This is a genomic window from Streptomyces sp. NPDC058464 (assembly GCF_042721035.1).
Taxonomy (GTDB): domain Bacteria; phylum Actinomycetota; class Actinomycetes; order Streptomycetales; family Streptomycetaceae; genus Streptomyces.
In genome coordinates, this window is record NZ_JBHXMA010000093.1 from 1 (window position 1) to 15111 (window position 15111).

18 protein-coding genes and 2 pseudogenes are annotated in these 15111 nt (G+C 71.8%); 11 read left to right on the forward strand and 9 right to left on the reverse strand.

The window, feature by feature from the left end:
* Positions 1-149 precede the first annotated feature (149 nt).
* From ACFWPQ_RS51000 to ACFWPQ_RS51010, 3 genes are all read right to left on the reverse strand, one after another.
* Positions 150-779 carry a DUF305 domain-containing protein gene (locus tag ACFWPQ_RS51000; RefSeq protein ID WP_384051893.1) on the reverse strand — a complete coding sequence of 210 codons (630 nt, stop codon included), beginning with the start codon at positions 777-779 and terminating at the stop codon, positions 150-152.
* Between the two features lie 82 nt (positions 780-861).
* Entirely contained in the window at positions 862-1254 is a 393-nt protein-coding gene (locus tag ACFWPQ_RS51005) for a DUF6153 family protein (RefSeq protein ID WP_384051895.1), read from the reverse strand.
* Positions 1255-1352: 98 nt separating this feature from the next.
* On the reverse strand, positions 1353-1652 hold the full coding sequence (locus ACFWPQ_RS51010) for a metal-sensing transcriptional repressor (protein WP_384051897.1): 300 nt from the start codon (positions 1650-1652) through the stop codon (positions 1353-1355).
* 283 nt (positions 1653-1935) lie between these two features.
* Here ACFWPQ_RS51010 and ACFWPQ_RS51015 point away from each other — a divergent pair, with 283 nt between their 5' ends.
* Both ACFWPQ_RS51015 and ACFWPQ_RS51020 read left to right on the forward strand, forming a co-directional pair.
* The gene (locus ACFWPQ_RS51015) at positions 1936-2226 is read left to right on the forward strand and encodes an SHOCT domain-containing protein (RefSeq protein ID WP_384051899.1); all 291 of its coding nucleotides are present in this window, start codon (positions 1936-1938) and stop codon (positions 2224-2226) included.
* A 37-nt stretch (positions 2227-2263) separates the two neighbouring features.
* Positions 2264-2518, forward strand: coding sequence for a DUF2933 domain-containing protein (locus tag ACFWPQ_RS51020; RefSeq protein WP_384051901.1), 255 nt, complete (start codon positions 2264-2266; stop codon positions 2516-2518).
* 313 nt (positions 2519-2831) lie between these two features.
* Here ACFWPQ_RS51020 and ACFWPQ_RS51025 read toward each other — a convergent pair whose 3' ends face one another.
* Positions 2832-3791, reverse strand: coding sequence for a M56 family metallopeptidase (locus ACFWPQ_RS51025; protein ID WP_384051903.1), 960 nt, complete (start codon positions 3789-3791; stop codon positions 2832-2834).
* Positions 3792-3805: 14 nt separating this feature from the next.
* Positions 3806-4195, reverse strand: a complete 390-nt coding sequence (locus ACFWPQ_RS51030) for a BlaI/MecI/CopY family transcriptional regulator (protein WP_384051905.1) — start codon at positions 4193-4195, stop codon at positions 3806-3808.
* A gap of 108 nt (positions 4196-4303) precedes the next feature.
* Here ACFWPQ_RS51030 and ACFWPQ_RS51035 point away from each other — a divergent pair, with 108 nt between their 5' ends.
* Genes ACFWPQ_RS51035 through ACFWPQ_RS51045 form a run of 3 tightly spaced genes read left to right on the forward strand, consistent with a single transcriptional unit; the run spans position 4304 to position 6935 of the window.
* The gene (locus tag ACFWPQ_RS51035; RefSeq protein WP_384051907.1) at positions 4304-5140 is read left to right on the forward strand and encodes an undecaprenyl-diphosphate phosphatase; all 837 of its coding nucleotides are present in this window, start codon (positions 4304-4306) and stop codon (positions 5138-5140) included.
* A gap of 47 nt (positions 5141-5187) precedes the next feature.
* Complete coding sequence (locus ACFWPQ_RS51040) at positions 5188-5754, forward strand: Chromate resistance protein ChrB (RefSeq protein ID WP_384051909.1); 567 nt, start codon at positions 5188-5190, stop codon at positions 5752-5754.
* A 26-nt stretch (positions 5755-5780) separates the two neighbouring features.
* Positions 5781-6935 (forward strand): MFS transporter, encoded by a 1155-nt coding sequence (locus ACFWPQ_RS51045; RefSeq protein ID WP_384051925.1) that lies wholly within the window; start codon positions 5781-5783, stop codon positions 6933-6935.
* Between the two features lie 12 nt (positions 6936-6947).
* Here ACFWPQ_RS51045 and ACFWPQ_RS51050 read toward each other — a convergent pair whose 3' ends face one another.
* The 3 genes from ACFWPQ_RS51050 to ACFWPQ_RS51060 are packed head-to-tail and all read right to left on the reverse strand — an operon-like array spanning position 6948 to position 9664.
* Positions 6948-7568, reverse strand: coding sequence for a DedA family protein (locus tag ACFWPQ_RS51050; protein WP_384051911.1), 621 nt, complete (start codon positions 7566-7568; stop codon positions 6948-6950).
* Positions 7569-7607: 39 nt separating this feature from the next.
* The gene (locus ACFWPQ_RS51055) at positions 7608-8996 is read right to left on the reverse strand and encodes an ATP-binding protein (protein WP_384051913.1); all 1389 of its coding nucleotides are present in this window, start codon (positions 8994-8996) and stop codon (positions 7608-7610) included.
* Positions 8993-9664 carry a response regulator transcription factor gene (locus ACFWPQ_RS51060; protein WP_384051915.1) on the reverse strand — a complete coding sequence of 224 codons (672 nt, stop codon included), beginning with the start codon at positions 9662-9664 and terminating at the stop codon, positions 8993-8995. The genes ACFWPQ_RS51055 and ACFWPQ_RS51060 overlap by 4 nt, the downstream gene beginning before the upstream one ends.
* 151 nt (positions 9665-9815) lie before the next feature.
* Between ACFWPQ_RS51060 and ACFWPQ_RS51065 the strand changes: the two genes are divergently transcribed.
* The 6 genes and pseudogenes from ACFWPQ_RS51065 to ACFWPQ_RS51090 form a co-directional block, all read left to right on the forward strand.
* Positions 9816-10466, forward strand: coding sequence for a DUF4956 domain-containing protein (locus tag ACFWPQ_RS51065; protein WP_384051917.1), 651 nt, complete (start codon positions 9816-9818; stop codon positions 10464-10466).
* Entirely contained in the window at positions 10463-11308 is an 846-nt protein-coding gene (locus tag ACFWPQ_RS51070; protein WP_384051919.1) for a polyphosphate polymerase domain-containing protein, read from the forward strand. Before ACFWPQ_RS51065 ends, ACFWPQ_RS51070 begins: the two co-directional genes overlap by 4 nt.
* Complete coding sequence (locus ACFWPQ_RS51075) at positions 11305-12159, forward strand: phosphatase PAP2 family protein (RefSeq protein WP_384051921.1); 855 nt, start codon at positions 11305-11307, stop codon at positions 12157-12159. Before ACFWPQ_RS51070 ends, ACFWPQ_RS51075 begins: the two co-directional genes overlap by 4 nt.
* 28 nt (positions 12160-12187) lie before the next feature.
* Positions 12188-13075, forward strand: a pseudogene (locus tag ACFWPQ_RS51080) (HAD-IC family P-type ATPase); the annotation flags it as partial.
* A 765-nt stretch (positions 13076-13840) separates the two neighbouring features.
* On the forward strand, positions 13841-14110 hold the full coding sequence (locus ACFWPQ_RS51085) for a hypothetical protein (RefSeq protein ID WP_384051923.1): 270 nt from the start codon (positions 13841-13843) through the stop codon (positions 14108-14110).
* A gap of 287 nt (positions 14111-14397) precedes the next feature.
* Positions 14398-14460, forward strand: a pseudogene (locus ACFWPQ_RS51090) (hypothetical protein); the annotation flags it as partial.
* Positions 14461-14673: 213 nt separating this feature from the next.
* Here the strand turns inward: ACFWPQ_RS51090 and ACFWPQ_RS51095 are convergent.
* Entirely contained in the window at positions 14674-15036 is a 363-nt protein-coding gene (locus tag ACFWPQ_RS51095) for a hypothetical protein (protein WP_384051927.1), read from the reverse strand.
* Between the last annotated feature and the right edge of the window lie 75 nt (positions 15037-15111).

Below are 15111 nucleotides of genomic sequence, written 5' to 3' on the forward strand. Positions count from 1 at the left end.
GTTCTCAGTCCCCCTCTCGGTCGAGAGGGGGACTGAGAACGGTCTGGTGCGGCGCGAAGCCGGTCACCGCTCCCTCATCGACTCGCTTCCGACGGGTGCTGAGGGCGGCCGCGGGGGCCGGGGTCAGGACCGGCCCCCGCACGGCGTGGTCAGCTCTTGCCGAGCAGCTTGTTCATCTCGGTGATCTCGGCGTTCTGCGCGGTGATGATGCCGTCGGCCATGGAGGTGGCGGCGGCGTACTTGCCCTTGTTCTTCTCGGTGGTGGCCATCTCGACGGCGCCCTTGTGGTGCTCGACCATCATGGTCAGGAACATGGTGTCGAACTCCTTGCCGGACATCTTCTTCAGCCCGGCCATGTGGGAGCTGCTCATCATGCCCGGCATGTCGGAGTCACCCATGCCGGCCATGCCGGCCATCGGCATGCTCTTGCCCCAGGACGTCAGCCAGCCCGTCATGGTCGAGATCTCCGGGTCCTGTGCCTTCTCGATCTGTGCGGCTAGGTCCTTGACCTGGGTGGAGGACGCCCGGTCGGCGGCGAGTCGCGCCATCTCGACGGCCTGCTGGTGGTGCGGGATCATCCCCTGGGCGAAGGTGACGTCCTGGGCGTTGTACGTGTCGCCGGCGGTGTCGGCACCCGCGGCGGCCGACGTGGCGGCGCCGGCGGACGCGGCGCTGCCGCTGTCGGTGCCGCCGCCACAGGCGCTGAGGACGAGCGCGGCGGTCGCGGTGACCGCGATCAGCGCGGCGCGGCGAGTGAGGGTGCGGGGGGTTGCGGACATGCTTGAACTCCTGTGGTGGGAAGAGAGATTCCTGGACTGCTTGAGCACCTCGCCGGTTGACGGCGTGGTGTCCGAGCGGCCTCTAGATCCGCAGGAGTTGGAGTTCCGCCAGAGAAGGCGGCGCACGGGGGGCGTCCGGAGACCCGGCCGGGTGCGAGCATGCGGCGTCGGCCTGCGTGGCGGCGGTCACCGGATCGGGCGTGGGCGCGGGCAGTTCCGGGCCGCCGGCGACGGCTGCCGACACGCAGGCCGAGTCGGCGTGCTGGACGACGCATCCGCCGCAACGGCCGCCGGAGCAGTCACCGTCGTCCACCGCAAGGGAAGTCACCAGGGGACGGGAGTGGGCGCGATCCGGGGCGAGACCGCCGGGGGCCAGGGCGTGCATGCCCAACAGCCCCGCGAGCAGGCCCAGCACGAGCAGCACCTGCCACCGCCGCACGGGCGGTTGCGCTGGGTACTGCGCGGGACTGGGCATGGGGCTTGTCCTGGGTCGGCGGTCGCAAGTGGCTCGTGATGCATACGGTTGTGGCCCTGCCCGTGTTCACCACGGCGCGCCTGAGCCGAGAGCGGCCGTCACGGCCTATATACCCTAGGGGGTAAGTCGGTGTGGGTGATCTGGGTGAGGACGTCCATGCAGTAGCGGTCGGCGGTGACCATGCGGGAGATGCCGCGTATCTGGCCTTCGATCTTGTGGGGCAGCGGTCCGGGTCGGCGTCGAAGGCGGCGGCGCAGCGGGCGGAGCACAAGCAGAGGGTGCCGTGTTCGGTCTGCCGGTGCTCGGCGGCGGTCGCTCCGTCCGCTTGGTCGCTCCGTCCACTTCCATGCCGCACACCGGGTCCGCGACCGTGCCGCTGCCCCGGGACGCGGGCGCATGGTGCCGATGGGCCGCCGTGGCGTCCGCGTCCGCAGCCGCTGCCCGGTCGGCGGCGGACTTGACGTCAGGGCTGTAGCCGCCCCGCACCGTCACCTCGACCCGTCGCACGCCTCCAGCCTGAACCCGGGTACCCCTAGCAGGTAGAGGCTGAACGGCCTGCTGGCCATGGACCATCCGGCCCCTGACCGCCACGCCGGGCAGCGGGACGATGGGTGTGAAGGCAGAGGCCCCCGGGAGCCCATCAGCCCCCGATCTCCGAAAAGCCGAAGCAGGTGAGTGGCGATGATGTTCTGGTACGACCATGACGTCAGCGGCTGGGGCTGGTTCACCATGTCCGTCGGCATGATCCTCTTCTGGGCCCTGATCGTCTTCTTCGGTGTCCTGCTCTACCGCGCCCTTGCCCGGCCGGGCGGCACCGGGACGACGGCCGGCACCTTGCCACACGAGCCCACCCCCGAGCAGCTCCTCGCCGAGCGGTTCGCCCGCGGAGAGATCGGCGAGGACGAATACCACCGCCGTCTGACCGTCCTGCGCGGCCGCGCCGGCGACGGCACTCGGCTGAGCAAGGGCTGACCACGCACCTGAAGGGCACGCTCTCAGGAGGCCCGTGATGAACACCACCCAACGCAACTACGGCCTGTACGCCGTCGCGGCGGCGATCGCCGTGGTCGGCGCCCTGGCCCTGGGGGTGCCGGTGGGCACGATCGCTCTCCTGGCGATCGTCCTCGTCTGCCCGCTGATGATGTTCTTCATGATGCGCGGCATGCATGGTGACGGCGGCCACGGCACATCACACGAGTCCCCGCCGGAGGACGACTCACCGGCCAAGCACCACAGGCCGCCCTACGGCAGCGGCCGGACCTGACCGGTCTGGCCGGCCGGGAATGTGCGATGCCCGCGGTGATCGCCCCCTGCCCGGCCACCGAGCGGTGAGGCACCGCGCACGACTGGATCGAGGAGTTCTGCGACCTCGAAGTGCTCCCGAGCGGTCACTCCGTGTTCCATCCGACGGGCGGCATGCCGGCGGCATTCATCGGGCTCTGGCGGGAGGGCGTGCAAGGACCTGGGCAAGTACGGCGACAGCGATTGGAAGGAGCCGTTGATGGAGTGGTGGGCTGTACGCCAACGGTGCAGCCCATTGCCCGTTACGGACTCGTATGCGTCCCTTCGGGAGGTCGCTACCAGGCGCCGACGGATTCCAGCAGGACGTGGAGGTCGTGGGCGGCTTCGGCGGAGGCCAGCATCGCGGCCGCGAGGGCGGTTGCGGTAGCGGCCGGGAGAGCCGGATGGCGGCCCAGCGGCGGGGCGAGGAGCGCGGCGACGCGGCGGGGCACGGGACCGGCGGAAGCGAGCGGTCCGCGGCGGCTACGGAGGCCACGTACACCGAGGATGCCGACGGCGGCGCCCGCGGCGCGGGCGAGGGCCGGGACCTGGTGGGCGGCGAGGGCGGCCTTGCCGACGGTGCGGGCGACGCGGCGGCGGTCGCCGGTGGCCCTGACGGCGTTCTCGTCGGCCCAGCGCTCGATGGTGTAGGCGACGGCGGTGGCGAACGGACGCAGGAGCGGGTTGGCGCAGGCGCCGAGCTGGGCGAGGGCGACGAACGCGTAGTGGTGGGCGGTCAGATGGGCGCGTTCGTGGGCGAGCAGGATGGTGTGCTCGGTCTCGTCGAGGGTGCGCAGCATGCCGGTGGAGACGACGATCCGGCCGGGCAGGCCGGGTAGCGCGTAGGCGTCGGGGGCCTCGTCGTCGACGACGACGGTGCCGTCGGGGGTGGGCATGCAGGCGGCGTCCAATGCTGCCGCGGCCAGGGTGCGGGCTCGGCGCCAGAGCATGCGGGCCGCGGTGAGCACGGCAGCGCCGAGCAACAGGCCGGCGATCAGGGCGACGGAGAGCTGGGCGGGGTCGTCGTGCTGCGCGGAGTGGGCGGACCAGTGGCCGAGTGCGGCGAGTTGCGGGATGCGGATCAGGCCGGTGACGGCCAGTAGGCCCAGGGAGATCGTGCTCGCCGTGCCCAGGACCAGGGCTGAGGCGGTGAGCAGCCAGGTGGCCAGGCGGGGTTCGCAGCGCTCGGCCAACGGGCGGGCGGCGAGCGGGGCGACGAGCGAGAGCAGTAGCGGGATGTAGACGGCGATGCGCATCGGTGCGTCGCCTCCTATCGGCCGGGGTCCTGGTCGGGGCCGAGCAGCTGGCGCAGGAGGTCGGCGTCGGTGTCGGACAGTTCGTCGGCGAAGCGGGCGAGGACGGCCTCGCGGTCGGGGCGTTGCTCCAGGACGGTGCGCATGCGGCGGGCGGCGAAGCCGGCGTCGTCGGTGACGGGGGCGTAGGCGTAGGCCCGTCCGCGCGGGGTGCGGGTGAGCAGGCCCTTGGTGTGCATGCGGGTGAGGATCGTCACCACGCTGTTGTACGTCAGCCCGTCACCGAGGCGTTCGGTCACCTCGCCCGGGGTCAGTGCGATGCCGGCCTGCTGGAGGAGGTCGAGGAACTCGGCCTCGCGGGCGCCGTTCGCCCGCTTCTGGCCCCGGCCGTGTGCGTCGGCTGCCATGGGTTTGTCGTTCTCCCGTATCGCCCTCTATCTTTTACACCCGTGTAGGAGTTTTACTCCCGTGTAAAAGCTTTCGTGCTGCGAGTGTGCCACACAGAGGGGTCCCGTATGAGCGCCATCAGCGTCGGCCAGGCCGCCGTCCTCGGAGTCGTCGAGGGGGTGACGGAGTTCCTGCCCGTCTCCTCCACCGGGCACCTGAAGATCACCGAGGGGCTCATGAACATCCCCGTCGACGACACCTCGGTGGTCGGCTTCACCGCCGTCATCCAGGTCGGCGCCATCGCCGCCGTGCTCGTGTACTTCTTCAAGGACATCAAGCGGATCGTCTCCGCGTGGGGCCGTGGTCTGGCCAACAAGGAGGAGCGACACCACCACGACTACAAGTTCGCCTGGTGGGTCATCTACGCCACGATTCCCATCGTGGTCGTGGGGCTGGCCGCCAAGAAGCTGGTGGAGGGGCCGCTGGGCTCGCTGTGGGTGGTGGCCGGTTCGCTGATCGTCGGCTCCGGTGTGATGTGGGCGGCGGATCAGATGGGCCGCCACAAGCGTGGTGAGGACGACACCACGTTCAAGGACGCGATGCTGGTCGGCTGCTCGCAGATCCTCGCCCTGCTCTTCCCCGGCTTCTCCCGTTCCGGCGCCACCATGTCCACCGCGCTCGTCCTCGACCTGGACCGCGTCGCCGCCACCCGCCTCTCCTTCTTCCTCGGCATACCCGCGCTGACCGGGGCGGGCCTGTACGAACTCAAGGACGCGGTGGGCGCCGGCGTCGGCGCGGTCCCCCTGGCCGTCGGCACGGCCGTCTCGTTCGTGGTCGCCTACGCCTCCATCGCCTGGCTGCTGAAGTTCGTCGCCAAGCACTCCTTCAACGCGTTCGTGATCTACCGCGTCGTCATCGGAGTGGCGCTGCTGGGCCTGCTGGCGACCGGTGCGCTCAATGCCTGACGTCATGCCGTACAGTGTGAGATGTAACGCGTGCTACATTCCGCTGCGTGTCTGATGTGGAACCCGGGAGCCGCTGGCTCGTCCTCGTGGTCAGGCTGCCCGCAGAGCCGTCCCGGCACCGGGTCGCGGTCTGGCGGGAGCTGCGCAAGGTCGGCGCGCTCTCGCTGGGCCAGGGCATCTGGGCCGTGCCGGACGTGCCGGTGTTCGCGGACGGCGTCGGCCGGGCGATCGCGCTCACGGAGCGGGCGGGCGGACAGGCGGTGGCCCTGACCGCGTCCGGGCGCGGGCCCGAGGACGCGGCCCGCTTCCAGGCGATGTTCACCGCCGCGCGCTCCGCGGACTGGGCGGAGTTCCTCGCGGACTGCGGCAAGTTCGAGGCGGAGCTGGCCAAGGAGATCGGAATCGCCAAGTTCACGCTGGCCGAACTGGAGGAAGAGGAGCAGTCGCTGGAGCGGCTGCGGCGCTGGCACCGTGACCTGACCGCGCGCGACGTGTTCGGAGCTCCGGAAGCGGCCGAGGCCGGCGAACGGCTCAAGCAGTCCACCGCCGCCTGCGAGGACTACGCCGAGCGCGTCTTCGCCGCGCTGCACCAGACTCCGGAGGGGGACCGGTGACCGCGCGGCCCGCTCCGGCCCGGCAGATGTGGCCGCTGTACGCGGCCGGGTTCACCACCGCCTTCGGCGCGCACGGCATCGCCGCCAGCCTCGGCGGCCACAGCGCGGACGCGGTCACCTCGCTGCTGGTGCTGGGCGGCCTGCTCGCGCTGTACGACGGCGCCGAGGTGGTGCTGAAGCCTGCGTTCGGCACCCTCGCGGACCGGATCGGCGCGCGTCCCGTCCTGCTCGGCGGCCTGGTCGCCTTCGCCCTCGCCTCCGCGCTGTACGTCCTCGCCGACAGCCCCGGCTGGCTGTGGGCCGCCCGCCTTGGCCAGGGCGCGGCGGCCTCCGCCTTCTCCCCGTCGGCCTCGGCCCTGGTGGCCCGCCTCAACCCGGCCGCCAAGCACGGCCGCGCCTTCGGCAGCTACGGCTTCTACAAGTCGATCGGCTACACCCTCGGCCCACTGCTCGGCGGGGGCCTGGTGTGGGCCGGCGGCCTGCGCCTGCTCTTCGCCGTCCTCGCGGTGCTCGGTGTGACGGTCGCCGTCTGGGCCGCGCTCGCCGTCCCCGTCGTACCGCCGCTGCCCAAGGCCCGGCAGACGCTCCTCGACCTGGCCCGCCGCCTCACCGAACCGGTGTTCCTCGCCCCGACCGCTGCACTGGCCGCAGCCACCGCGGCACTGTCGGTCGGGGTCGGGTTCCTGCCGGTGTCCGGCCGCGTGGCGGGGCTGGGCACGGTCGCCACCGGCGCCGCCGTGTCGGTGCTCGCGGCGACCGCCGCGCTGATACAGCCGCGAGCCGGGCGCGCTCTGGACGAGGGGCGCCTGACGACACGCGCCGGCCTCATCGCCGGGCTGCTGCTCACCGCCGTCGGCCTGGCCTGTGCCATGCTGCCCGGTCTCGCCGGCATTCTCTCCGCCGCCGTCCTGACCGGCGCCGGTACCGGCCTGATCACCCCGCTCGGCTTCGCCGCGCTGGCCGCAAGCACCCCCGCGGAACGCCTCGGTCAGACCATGGGCGCCGCCGAACTCGGCCGCGAACTCGGCGACGCGGGCGGCCCGCTGCTCGTCGCCGCCGTCGCCTCGCTCGCCACACTCACCTACGGCTACGGGGCCCTCGCGGCGGTGATCGGGCTGGGCGCGGTGGTCGCGCTCGTGCGCCGTCGCCGGGTGCCGGCCGTACCCGAGCCGGAAAGCTGAACGGATTCCGGGTCAGTCCCGCTGCCGGCGGCGCAGTACGTGCCGCAGGACGAGGGCGGCGACCAGGACGCCGAGGGCGATGAGCGCGTACAGCTGGTAGCGGCTGATCTCGTCGTAGATCGCGGTGATGTGGGTGCCCGCCACATAGGCCAGGCTCGCCCACAGGCCGACCCACAGTGCGGCGCCGAGGGCGTTGAAGACGAGGAAGCGGCGCCAGGGCATGCCGCTGGTGCCCGCGATGATGCCGTTGACCTGGCGCAGTCCCTCGACGAAGCGAGCGAGGGTGACGATCTTGCCGCCCTGGCGGGTGAAGAACTCCTCGGCCGCCGCGAAGCGCTTCGGCGTCAGGAACACGTAGCGGCCCCAGCGGTGCACGAAGGCCCGTCCGCCGGTGTGGCCGATCAGATAGCCGATGTTGTCCCCGACGACGGCGGCGGCGAACGCGATGACCGCCACGGCCACGATGTTCAGGTCTCCGGCCCCCGCGTAGACCCCCGCGGCGATCAGGATGGTCTCCCCCGGCGCGGGCACGCCGAAGTCCTCCACGAGGACGACACCGCCGACGGCCCAGTAGCCGTAGTGGGTGAGCAGCGGGGCCAGATGGGCCAGCGGGCCCGGCAGAGGCGGCGCCATGCCCACCACCGTACGCGGCCGGCCAAGCCTGCGTGCCGGTCAGCAGGGCAGGGCGAGGACGACGCAGACCCCGTGCTCGGTGTTTTCGGCGTGCGCGGTGCCGCCGTGGGCGGTGGCCACCGCCTGGACGAAGGCGAGTCCCAGGCCGGAGCCCTCGCCGGTGCGGCTGGCCTCGGCGCGGGCGAAGCGGTCGAACGCCCGGGGCAGGAACTCCGGCGGGAAGCCGCTCCCCTCGTCCGTGACGCACAGCCGCAGCCCGCCCTCGTGGACGGCGGCCGTGAGGCGGACGGTCCCGGTGCCGTGCCGGAAGGCGTTGTCGACGAGGTTGCCGATGGCGGGCCGCAGCCAGCGGTCGTCGACGTCGACGACCGCGCGGGCGACGTCGACGGTCATGGCCCGCCCCTCCCGCTCGGCGGTGCGCCGATGGGGGGTGACGGCCGCGCCGACGAGATCGGCGAGGTCGGTGGGAGCCCGGCTGAGGTGCTGGGCGGTACCGAGTTCCTCCAGGTCCAGCAGGGCATTGGAGAGCTCGATCAGGCGCTGGACCTCGGTGTCCACCGAACGGAGGGTCTCGGTGAGTTCGCCGGCGGAACGGGGACGGTGCATGGCCACGTCGAGTTCGGCCCGCATCAGGGTGAGCGGGGTGCGCAGTTCGTGACTGGCGTCCGCGACGAACCGGCGCTCGCGTTCGGCGGACGCCGCCAGGCGGTCGAGCATCTGGTTGAGGGTGTGGCCGAGACGGGTGATCTCGTCGTCGCGGTCGGCGGGCACGTCCAGGCGCAGGTTCTGGGCGCCGTCCGCGAGACCGGCGGCACCGCCGCGATAGCGCTCGACGGGACGCAGGGCGGCGCGTGCGGTGCGGTAGCCGACGTAGGAGGCGGCGATCAGGGTCAGGCCCGAGGCGAAGGCCAGCTGGGCGAGGAGTTCGCGCAGTGCCTCGTCGCGGTGCCCGCGCCGGACGGCGGCGACCACGATCCGGATCCGCCCATCCGCCGTGACGCGCCTGGCCTGGAGACGCAGGGTGTCCGAGGTGATCGGCAGGAGGGAGCCGACGTCACGTCGGACGGTGGCTCCGTGCGCGGCGGCGCCCAGCTCGGCCGGGGCCAGCAGCGACCGGTCGTGGAAGGCGTCGCTGGAGACCAGGACCCGGCCCTGTGCGTCGAGGACCTGCCGGAGACTGCCGCTGGGGCCGGGCGGGAGCTGTCCTTCGGCCACTACGGCCTGGTCGAGGCTGCGTTGGTACGTGGTCAGGTCGTCGTTCAGCTGCCGGTCCAGGGCGGCCTGGACCCGCCAGTAGACCAGGCCCGCCGCACCCGCCAGCACCAGGGACATGGTGACGGCGACGGCCAGCACCAGGCGGGCGACGACGGGCAGCCGTCGGAACCACGGCCACGACCGCAGCCGCAGCCGACCGGGAAGACGGCTCACGGGGCGGTCTCCAGGCGGTAGCCGCGTCCGCGCAGGGTCGTGATCGTCGTACGGCCGAAGGCCCGGTCGACCTTGCCGCGCACCTTGGAGACGTGCACGTCGATGGCGTTGCTGCGCAGGTCGGTCTCGCCGTCCCAGACCTCGTCGAGCAGCTGGAGGCGGGTGACCACGCACCCGGCGTTCTCCATCAACACCCGCAGGACGTCGAACTCCCGGCGGGACAGCTCCAGTTCGGCGTCCGCCCGCCAGGCCCGCTGCTGCTCGGGGTCGAGGACGAGGTCGCCGACCCGCAGCCGCCCGGAGGACTCGGGGCGCCGCCGGGATATCGCCCGCAGCCGGGCCAGCAGCTCCTCCATCGCGAACGGCTTGACCACGTAGTCGTCGGCACCGGCGTCGAGCCCGGCCACCCGCTCGCTGATCGCACCGCGCGCGGTGAGCAGGATCACGGGAACGTCGATGCCCTCGCCGCGCAGCGTCCGGCACACCTCGACGCCGTCCATGCCGGGCAGCATCACGTCCAGCAGCACGGCGTCCAGGCGCCGATCGCGGGCGGCGGCGAGGCCGGAGAGCCCGTCGTAGCGGCCTTCGGCGGTGTGGCCGGACTCGGTCAGGTAGCGGACGACCAGATCGGTCAGGCGGGTCTCGTCGTCGACGACCAGGCAGTGCATGCCGGTCAGGCTAACCGTGCGCCGGACCGACCACGGCCACCGGGAAGGCTTCATGGTCTGTTCATGTGACATCCCTACCGTCCTTCAGGTCGCGGTGCTCCGCGGACCGCGACCGGTCCCCGTCCGACGTGCCGTGACGGAAGGGACCCCCATGCACGCATCGGTGCTCGCCGCCAAGGGCATAACGGACCATCTCACGGTCACCGACCTGATGACCCGTGGCGGTCTCGACGTCCTCGCCCTGCTGCTCCTGGTCGGCTGGCTCTACCGGCGCCGACCCAGCGTGCCCGCGATGCCGCTGGTGCTGGCCGCCCTGAACATCGGCCTGTTCGCCGCGCTGAGCACGATCAGCGCCGGCAAGTTCCCGGCAGGGGTCGGCTTCGGCCTGTTCGGCATCCTCTCCCTGGTCCGGCTGCGCAGCGCGGCGTTCACCCTGCGGGACGTCGCCTACACCTTCGTCAGCCTGGTGATCGCCCTGTGCACGGGGCTGCCGCAGCGGCAGACCTGGCTCGTGGTCGCGCTGGACGTGGTGGTGCTCGTCGCCGTCCTCGTGGTCGACGACCCCACGTCGTACGAGCCGCCGACCCGGACCGTGAAACTCACCCTCGACCGGATCTACCCGGACCCCGCCGTGATCGCCGCCGACGTGGCCTTCCGCTTCGGTCAGGCGCCGCTGTCGGTGGTCGTGGACGAGGTCGACTACGTCCGTGAGACCACCCGGGTCTCCGCCCGTTACCCCGCCGAGCCGGCCCTCGCTTCGGACTCCGAGCCGCGCGAGCCTGAGCCGGTGATGGCCCAATGACCGTCGCCCCGCCCCTCACCACCCCACTCGCGGTCCGGCTGGGCCTGGCGGAGTTGCGCGGCGCGACCCTCGCCGAGGTGGACGCGGCGGCGGCGCTCCAGCACCGCGTCGACCGCAAGTACCTGGTCCCGCTCGACCGGGCCCGCCGCCTCGTCGCCCGTCTCGCCGACAGCCACCACGTCCTCGACCTGGGCGACGACCGTCGTACGACGAACTACCTCAGTACGTACTTCGACACCCCGGAGCTGGCCGCCTGGCGCGCCCACGTCCAGCAGCGGCGGCGGCGCTGGAAGGTCCGCACCCGCCTGTACGCCGAGGACGGTCTGTGCCGGGTGGAGGTGAAGACGAAGGACGGCCGCGGCGCCACGGTCAAGCACGCCCTGCGGATCCCGGCCGCCGGGTACGGCGAACTGACCACCGGCGCGGCCGAGTTCGTCGACGAGGTGCTGGCGGGGGCCGGCGTCCCTGTCACGGTCAAGGAGCTGTCCGCCGCCGTAGAGGTCCGGTACGTCCGTGCGGCCCTCGCCGACCTCCGCCACGGCAGCCGCGTCACCCTCGACTCCACCCTCAGCTGCCGCCACGACGACCGCACTGCCGCGCTCGACCCCGGGCAGGTCCTGGTCGAGACCAAGGGCGGAGCGCGCCCCGCCCTCGCCGACCGCCTGCTGCTCGGCATGGGGGTACGGCCGGTCTCGCTCAGCAAGTACGTCATCGGCCAGTCCCTGCTCTCCCCGGGCCTGCCCGACAACGACGTACGCCGCCTCGCCCGCGCCCACTTCACCACCGAGACGCACCCGGCACCGCTCCCGGCACAGCTCCCCGAAAGGATCCCCGCGGCATGAACGTCCTGCGCGGCGTCAAATGGCGCTACCCGCTGATCGCACTGCTCGCCGTCGCGGCCGTGGCTATCAGCACCATGCGACCGCAGCTGGTCACGGCTGTCACCACCGCGGTGAAGAACCCGAGTGCGACGGACCTGATCAAGCAGGACCCGCCGCCCACGCTCTTCACCGACGCCGAGATCGCGGCGATCGGCAGGGCGGCCGACGCCCAGCGCACCAAGGCCGACACCCTCTTCGCCCAATGGCAGAAGGGCCACGGCACCACCCGCGACGACAAGGCGTTCACCGCCTGGGCGGCGCAGCAGGTCCCGGCCCCACCGTCGGCGAAGGAGCGCACCGCCGAACTCCGCCAGGACCAGGCCCTCGCCAAGACCCGCACGGGGGCGGGGAAAAAGGCCGCGACCTGGCTGGAGCTGTACGGCAAGAAGGATGTCTGGCAGCTCTACCTCCACGACCAGCGCGAACTGATCCCCACCTCGCGCGGCAAGACCGAAAAGGCCGAGCTGAAAGCAGCCCTGAAGCTGGCCAAGACAATCAGCGACCAACTGGCGGCAAAGGACAGGCAGCCGGCCCCGTTCGTCCTCGACCTGACCCTGCGCCCGGACAAACACATCCAGCCCGGCGCCAAGGGCCCCTACTCCTACCCATCCCGGCACGCGACCCGCTCCGCCGCGGCCGTGACCTTCCTCAGCGCCCTCTCCCCGCACCGCGCCGCGGACTACCGGTGGATGCAGGACGAAGTCCTCTACTCCCGCCTCTACATGGCAGGCCACGTCACCAGCGACCTCACCGCCGGCACTCTGCTCGGCGACCTGATCGGCGACTACGAACTCGCCGTCAGCGGGCACTGACTGGCCGACGTCAGGCGGCCGTGTGTACATGGTGGCCACGACCCTCGCCGTCCTCCCCGTGCCCTTCGCCTTCGGCGCCGCGCCGGCCGGGGCGCTGCTGCGGGCCATGACCTTCATGATCGTCGCCTCGCCGTGCGCGGTCGACCTGGCCGCCATGCCGCCGCTGCTGTCGGCGATCGCCAACGCGGGACGGCACGGTGTGCTGGTCAAGTCCGCGGTGGTCATGGAACGGCTCGCAGAGGTCGACGCGGTCGCCCTCGACAAGACCGGCACGCTGACCGAGGGCACCCCGCCGACCTGGTCATGGCGGACGGCAAGCCCCTCGGCGCCCTCGGGATCGCCGACCGTCTTCGCCCGGACGCCACGCCCGCCGTCGCCTCCCTCACGGCGCTGACCGGAACGGCGCCTCTCCTGCTGACCGGCGACAATCCGCGCGCCGCGGCCCTGTTGGCCGCCGAGGTCGGCATCGAGGACGTGCGCGCCGGGCTGCTCCCCGAGCACAAGGTGCGGGCGGTCCGGGAACTGGAGGCGTCCGGCCGCAAGGTGATGGTCGTCGGCGACGGCGTCAACGACGCGCCCGCGCCGGCCGCCGCCCACACCGGCGTCGCGACGGGCCGGGCGGGCTCGGACCTGGCACTGGGGACCGCCGACGCGGTCGTCGTCCGCGACGAACTCGGCACCGTCCCGGCCGTGATCTCGCTGTCCCGGCGGGCGCGCGGGCTCGCCGTCCAGAACCTGGTGATCGCGGGAGTGTTCATCGCCGCCCTGGTCGTCGGGGACCTGGCCGGGACCCTCCCCCCTTCCCCTCCCCCTTCCCCTCCCCCTGCCGCTCGGCGTGGCGGGCCACGAGGGCTCCACCGTCGTCGTCGGCCTCAACGGACTCTGCCTGCGGAGTGGGTGTCCTCTTGTGGGCTGATCGGCTCACGCCATCGGGTTTCGGTCGAACTCGCTGAGCGCTCCGCGTACTTCCTCCGGATGCCCCCGTCGAACGAGGGATTTCGGAGGGGGCGGTGATGGGGCCGAATCCGACCGACCGATGCCGGGCCGGGTCGACGACATCTCCTGTCGTCGTAGGGTCAAGTCGAGTCGCGAACCAAACAGAGCTCGACCGCTGCTGGCGGGCTGACGACATGAGCCCTGGCACTTCGGTGCAATGGCTCGTCGATGAGCTAGTGGATCCACCTCATCGTCGACCACCGCGGCCTGCCTCCGGCAAGTTCCACGGGTGCACGGGATAAGACTCGGTACCTGCGGCGTCGGCTGTCCGGCTACGGACGCCTCCAGCGCCGCTATGAACGTGGGCCCGCACGCTCCTCGCGTTCGCTGCCATCGCTGCGACCCAACTGGAATGACGTGGTACGGGCAGCAGACGGAGTGGGTGCGCCCTCTCCTGGCACCTTCTGACCCCTTCGCGTTCCACCGCCGTCTTCCCGAGGGGACTGTGCTGTCTCGCAGTGACACTCGTTTGACGCTCCGAGTGCCGAACAGCTCGCTCTCCGGGGCGAAAAGCTGTATCTGACCTGCGCGTTCCGGCGGGGCATGGGCCCGACGTGTTTCCGGGCGTGCAACGTGTGAAGGGTGGCGCTGTCTGCCGGAAACAGCCTGACCTGCGGTTTCAGCAGGGGACGACGATCCCTTCGCTAGCAGCATCAGAGCGATTCCTCCGACTGTTGACGCTCAAATGACACACGTTCTGAAGCCTCATCACGTCGGCCCGGCCGCGTCCACGGAACCTCGCACGGCCTGCAACCAGGACAGCGCACTGCCGCCGGAAGCCGCCGCGGAGGCCCTCACCGACCTTCGGCCGGGCATCGTCGATCCGCTGAGTGTCCTCGGGCAGCGGGCGTTGCACAGCCTGCGGGCTGACCAGGAGAGGGCCCACTCGCTGATGCTCGTACCGCTGGTCGCCCAGCACCGAGCGCTCGGGCTCGCCACGTTCTGCCGCTGGTGAGAGCGCAGGCTGTTCGAACGTGACGATCTGACCCTGGCCGGAGAACTCGCCCTGCGTACCGCCGCGTGCCTGGACAACGCCCGCCGATACCTGCCCGAGCGTAATTCCCTGGTCGCACTGCGGCGCGCCCTGCGTCCGGGCGGACTCTCCCTGAGCACGCCCTGGATGTGGCGCACGAGTACGTGCGCGCCGGCTCCAGCGGCGACTGGGTCGACGCCGTGCCGCTCTCCGGAGCCCGGGTGGCCCTCGTCGCCGGCCGGGTGCCCGGCCGCGGCGTACAGACAGCCGTGGCCGCGAGGCGGCTCCGCGCGGCGGTGCACACCCTGTCGGACCTGGACCTGGAACCGGACGAACTGCTCGCCCGGCTCGACGACCTGGTGCGCCACCTCAAGGGTGACGACAGTCCCAAAATGGCGGGCGGCCGACCCTGGCCGACGCCGCAGCCCCGGAAGTCCGCCGCCGGAACTGAGGTCCGCGCGACGTGCCTCCACCTGATCTACACACAGCATCGGCATCCCGGTGGATGCGGAACGTTGGACTGGATCACCAGCAGGGGATTGGCATCAGCGCCCGCGAGGGCGCCGGGAGATCACCTGGGGGAGGCTGCCGGCTTTCCAGTAGCCGTCGAGGATCGTGAGAAGTCGTTCTGGGGCGCGGAAGATCTCGGGGACTCGGTCACCGTATTCGGCGAGGAGCGGGTCGCTTTCGACCATCTTGCGGCCGGCGCCTGTGAAGGACGACGAGTAGGCGTGGCAATGGCCGCACCACAGGTAGTTGATCCATGACGGCTCGGTCCGCCCGTACTTCTCGTGGTGGTAGTTGCGCAGGCCGACATGCCCGCAGACCGGGCAGATCCGCTCGGTCACCGGAAGCTGCAGTTGCGCGAAGAGCGCCTCACGATGGTGTTCGTCGTAGGGGCGGGCCATGGAGGGGACCTTTCTGGGGTGTGCGGGATCATGCGCCGGTCGGGGGGGGGGGGGGGTGGTTGGGCCGCCGCCCCA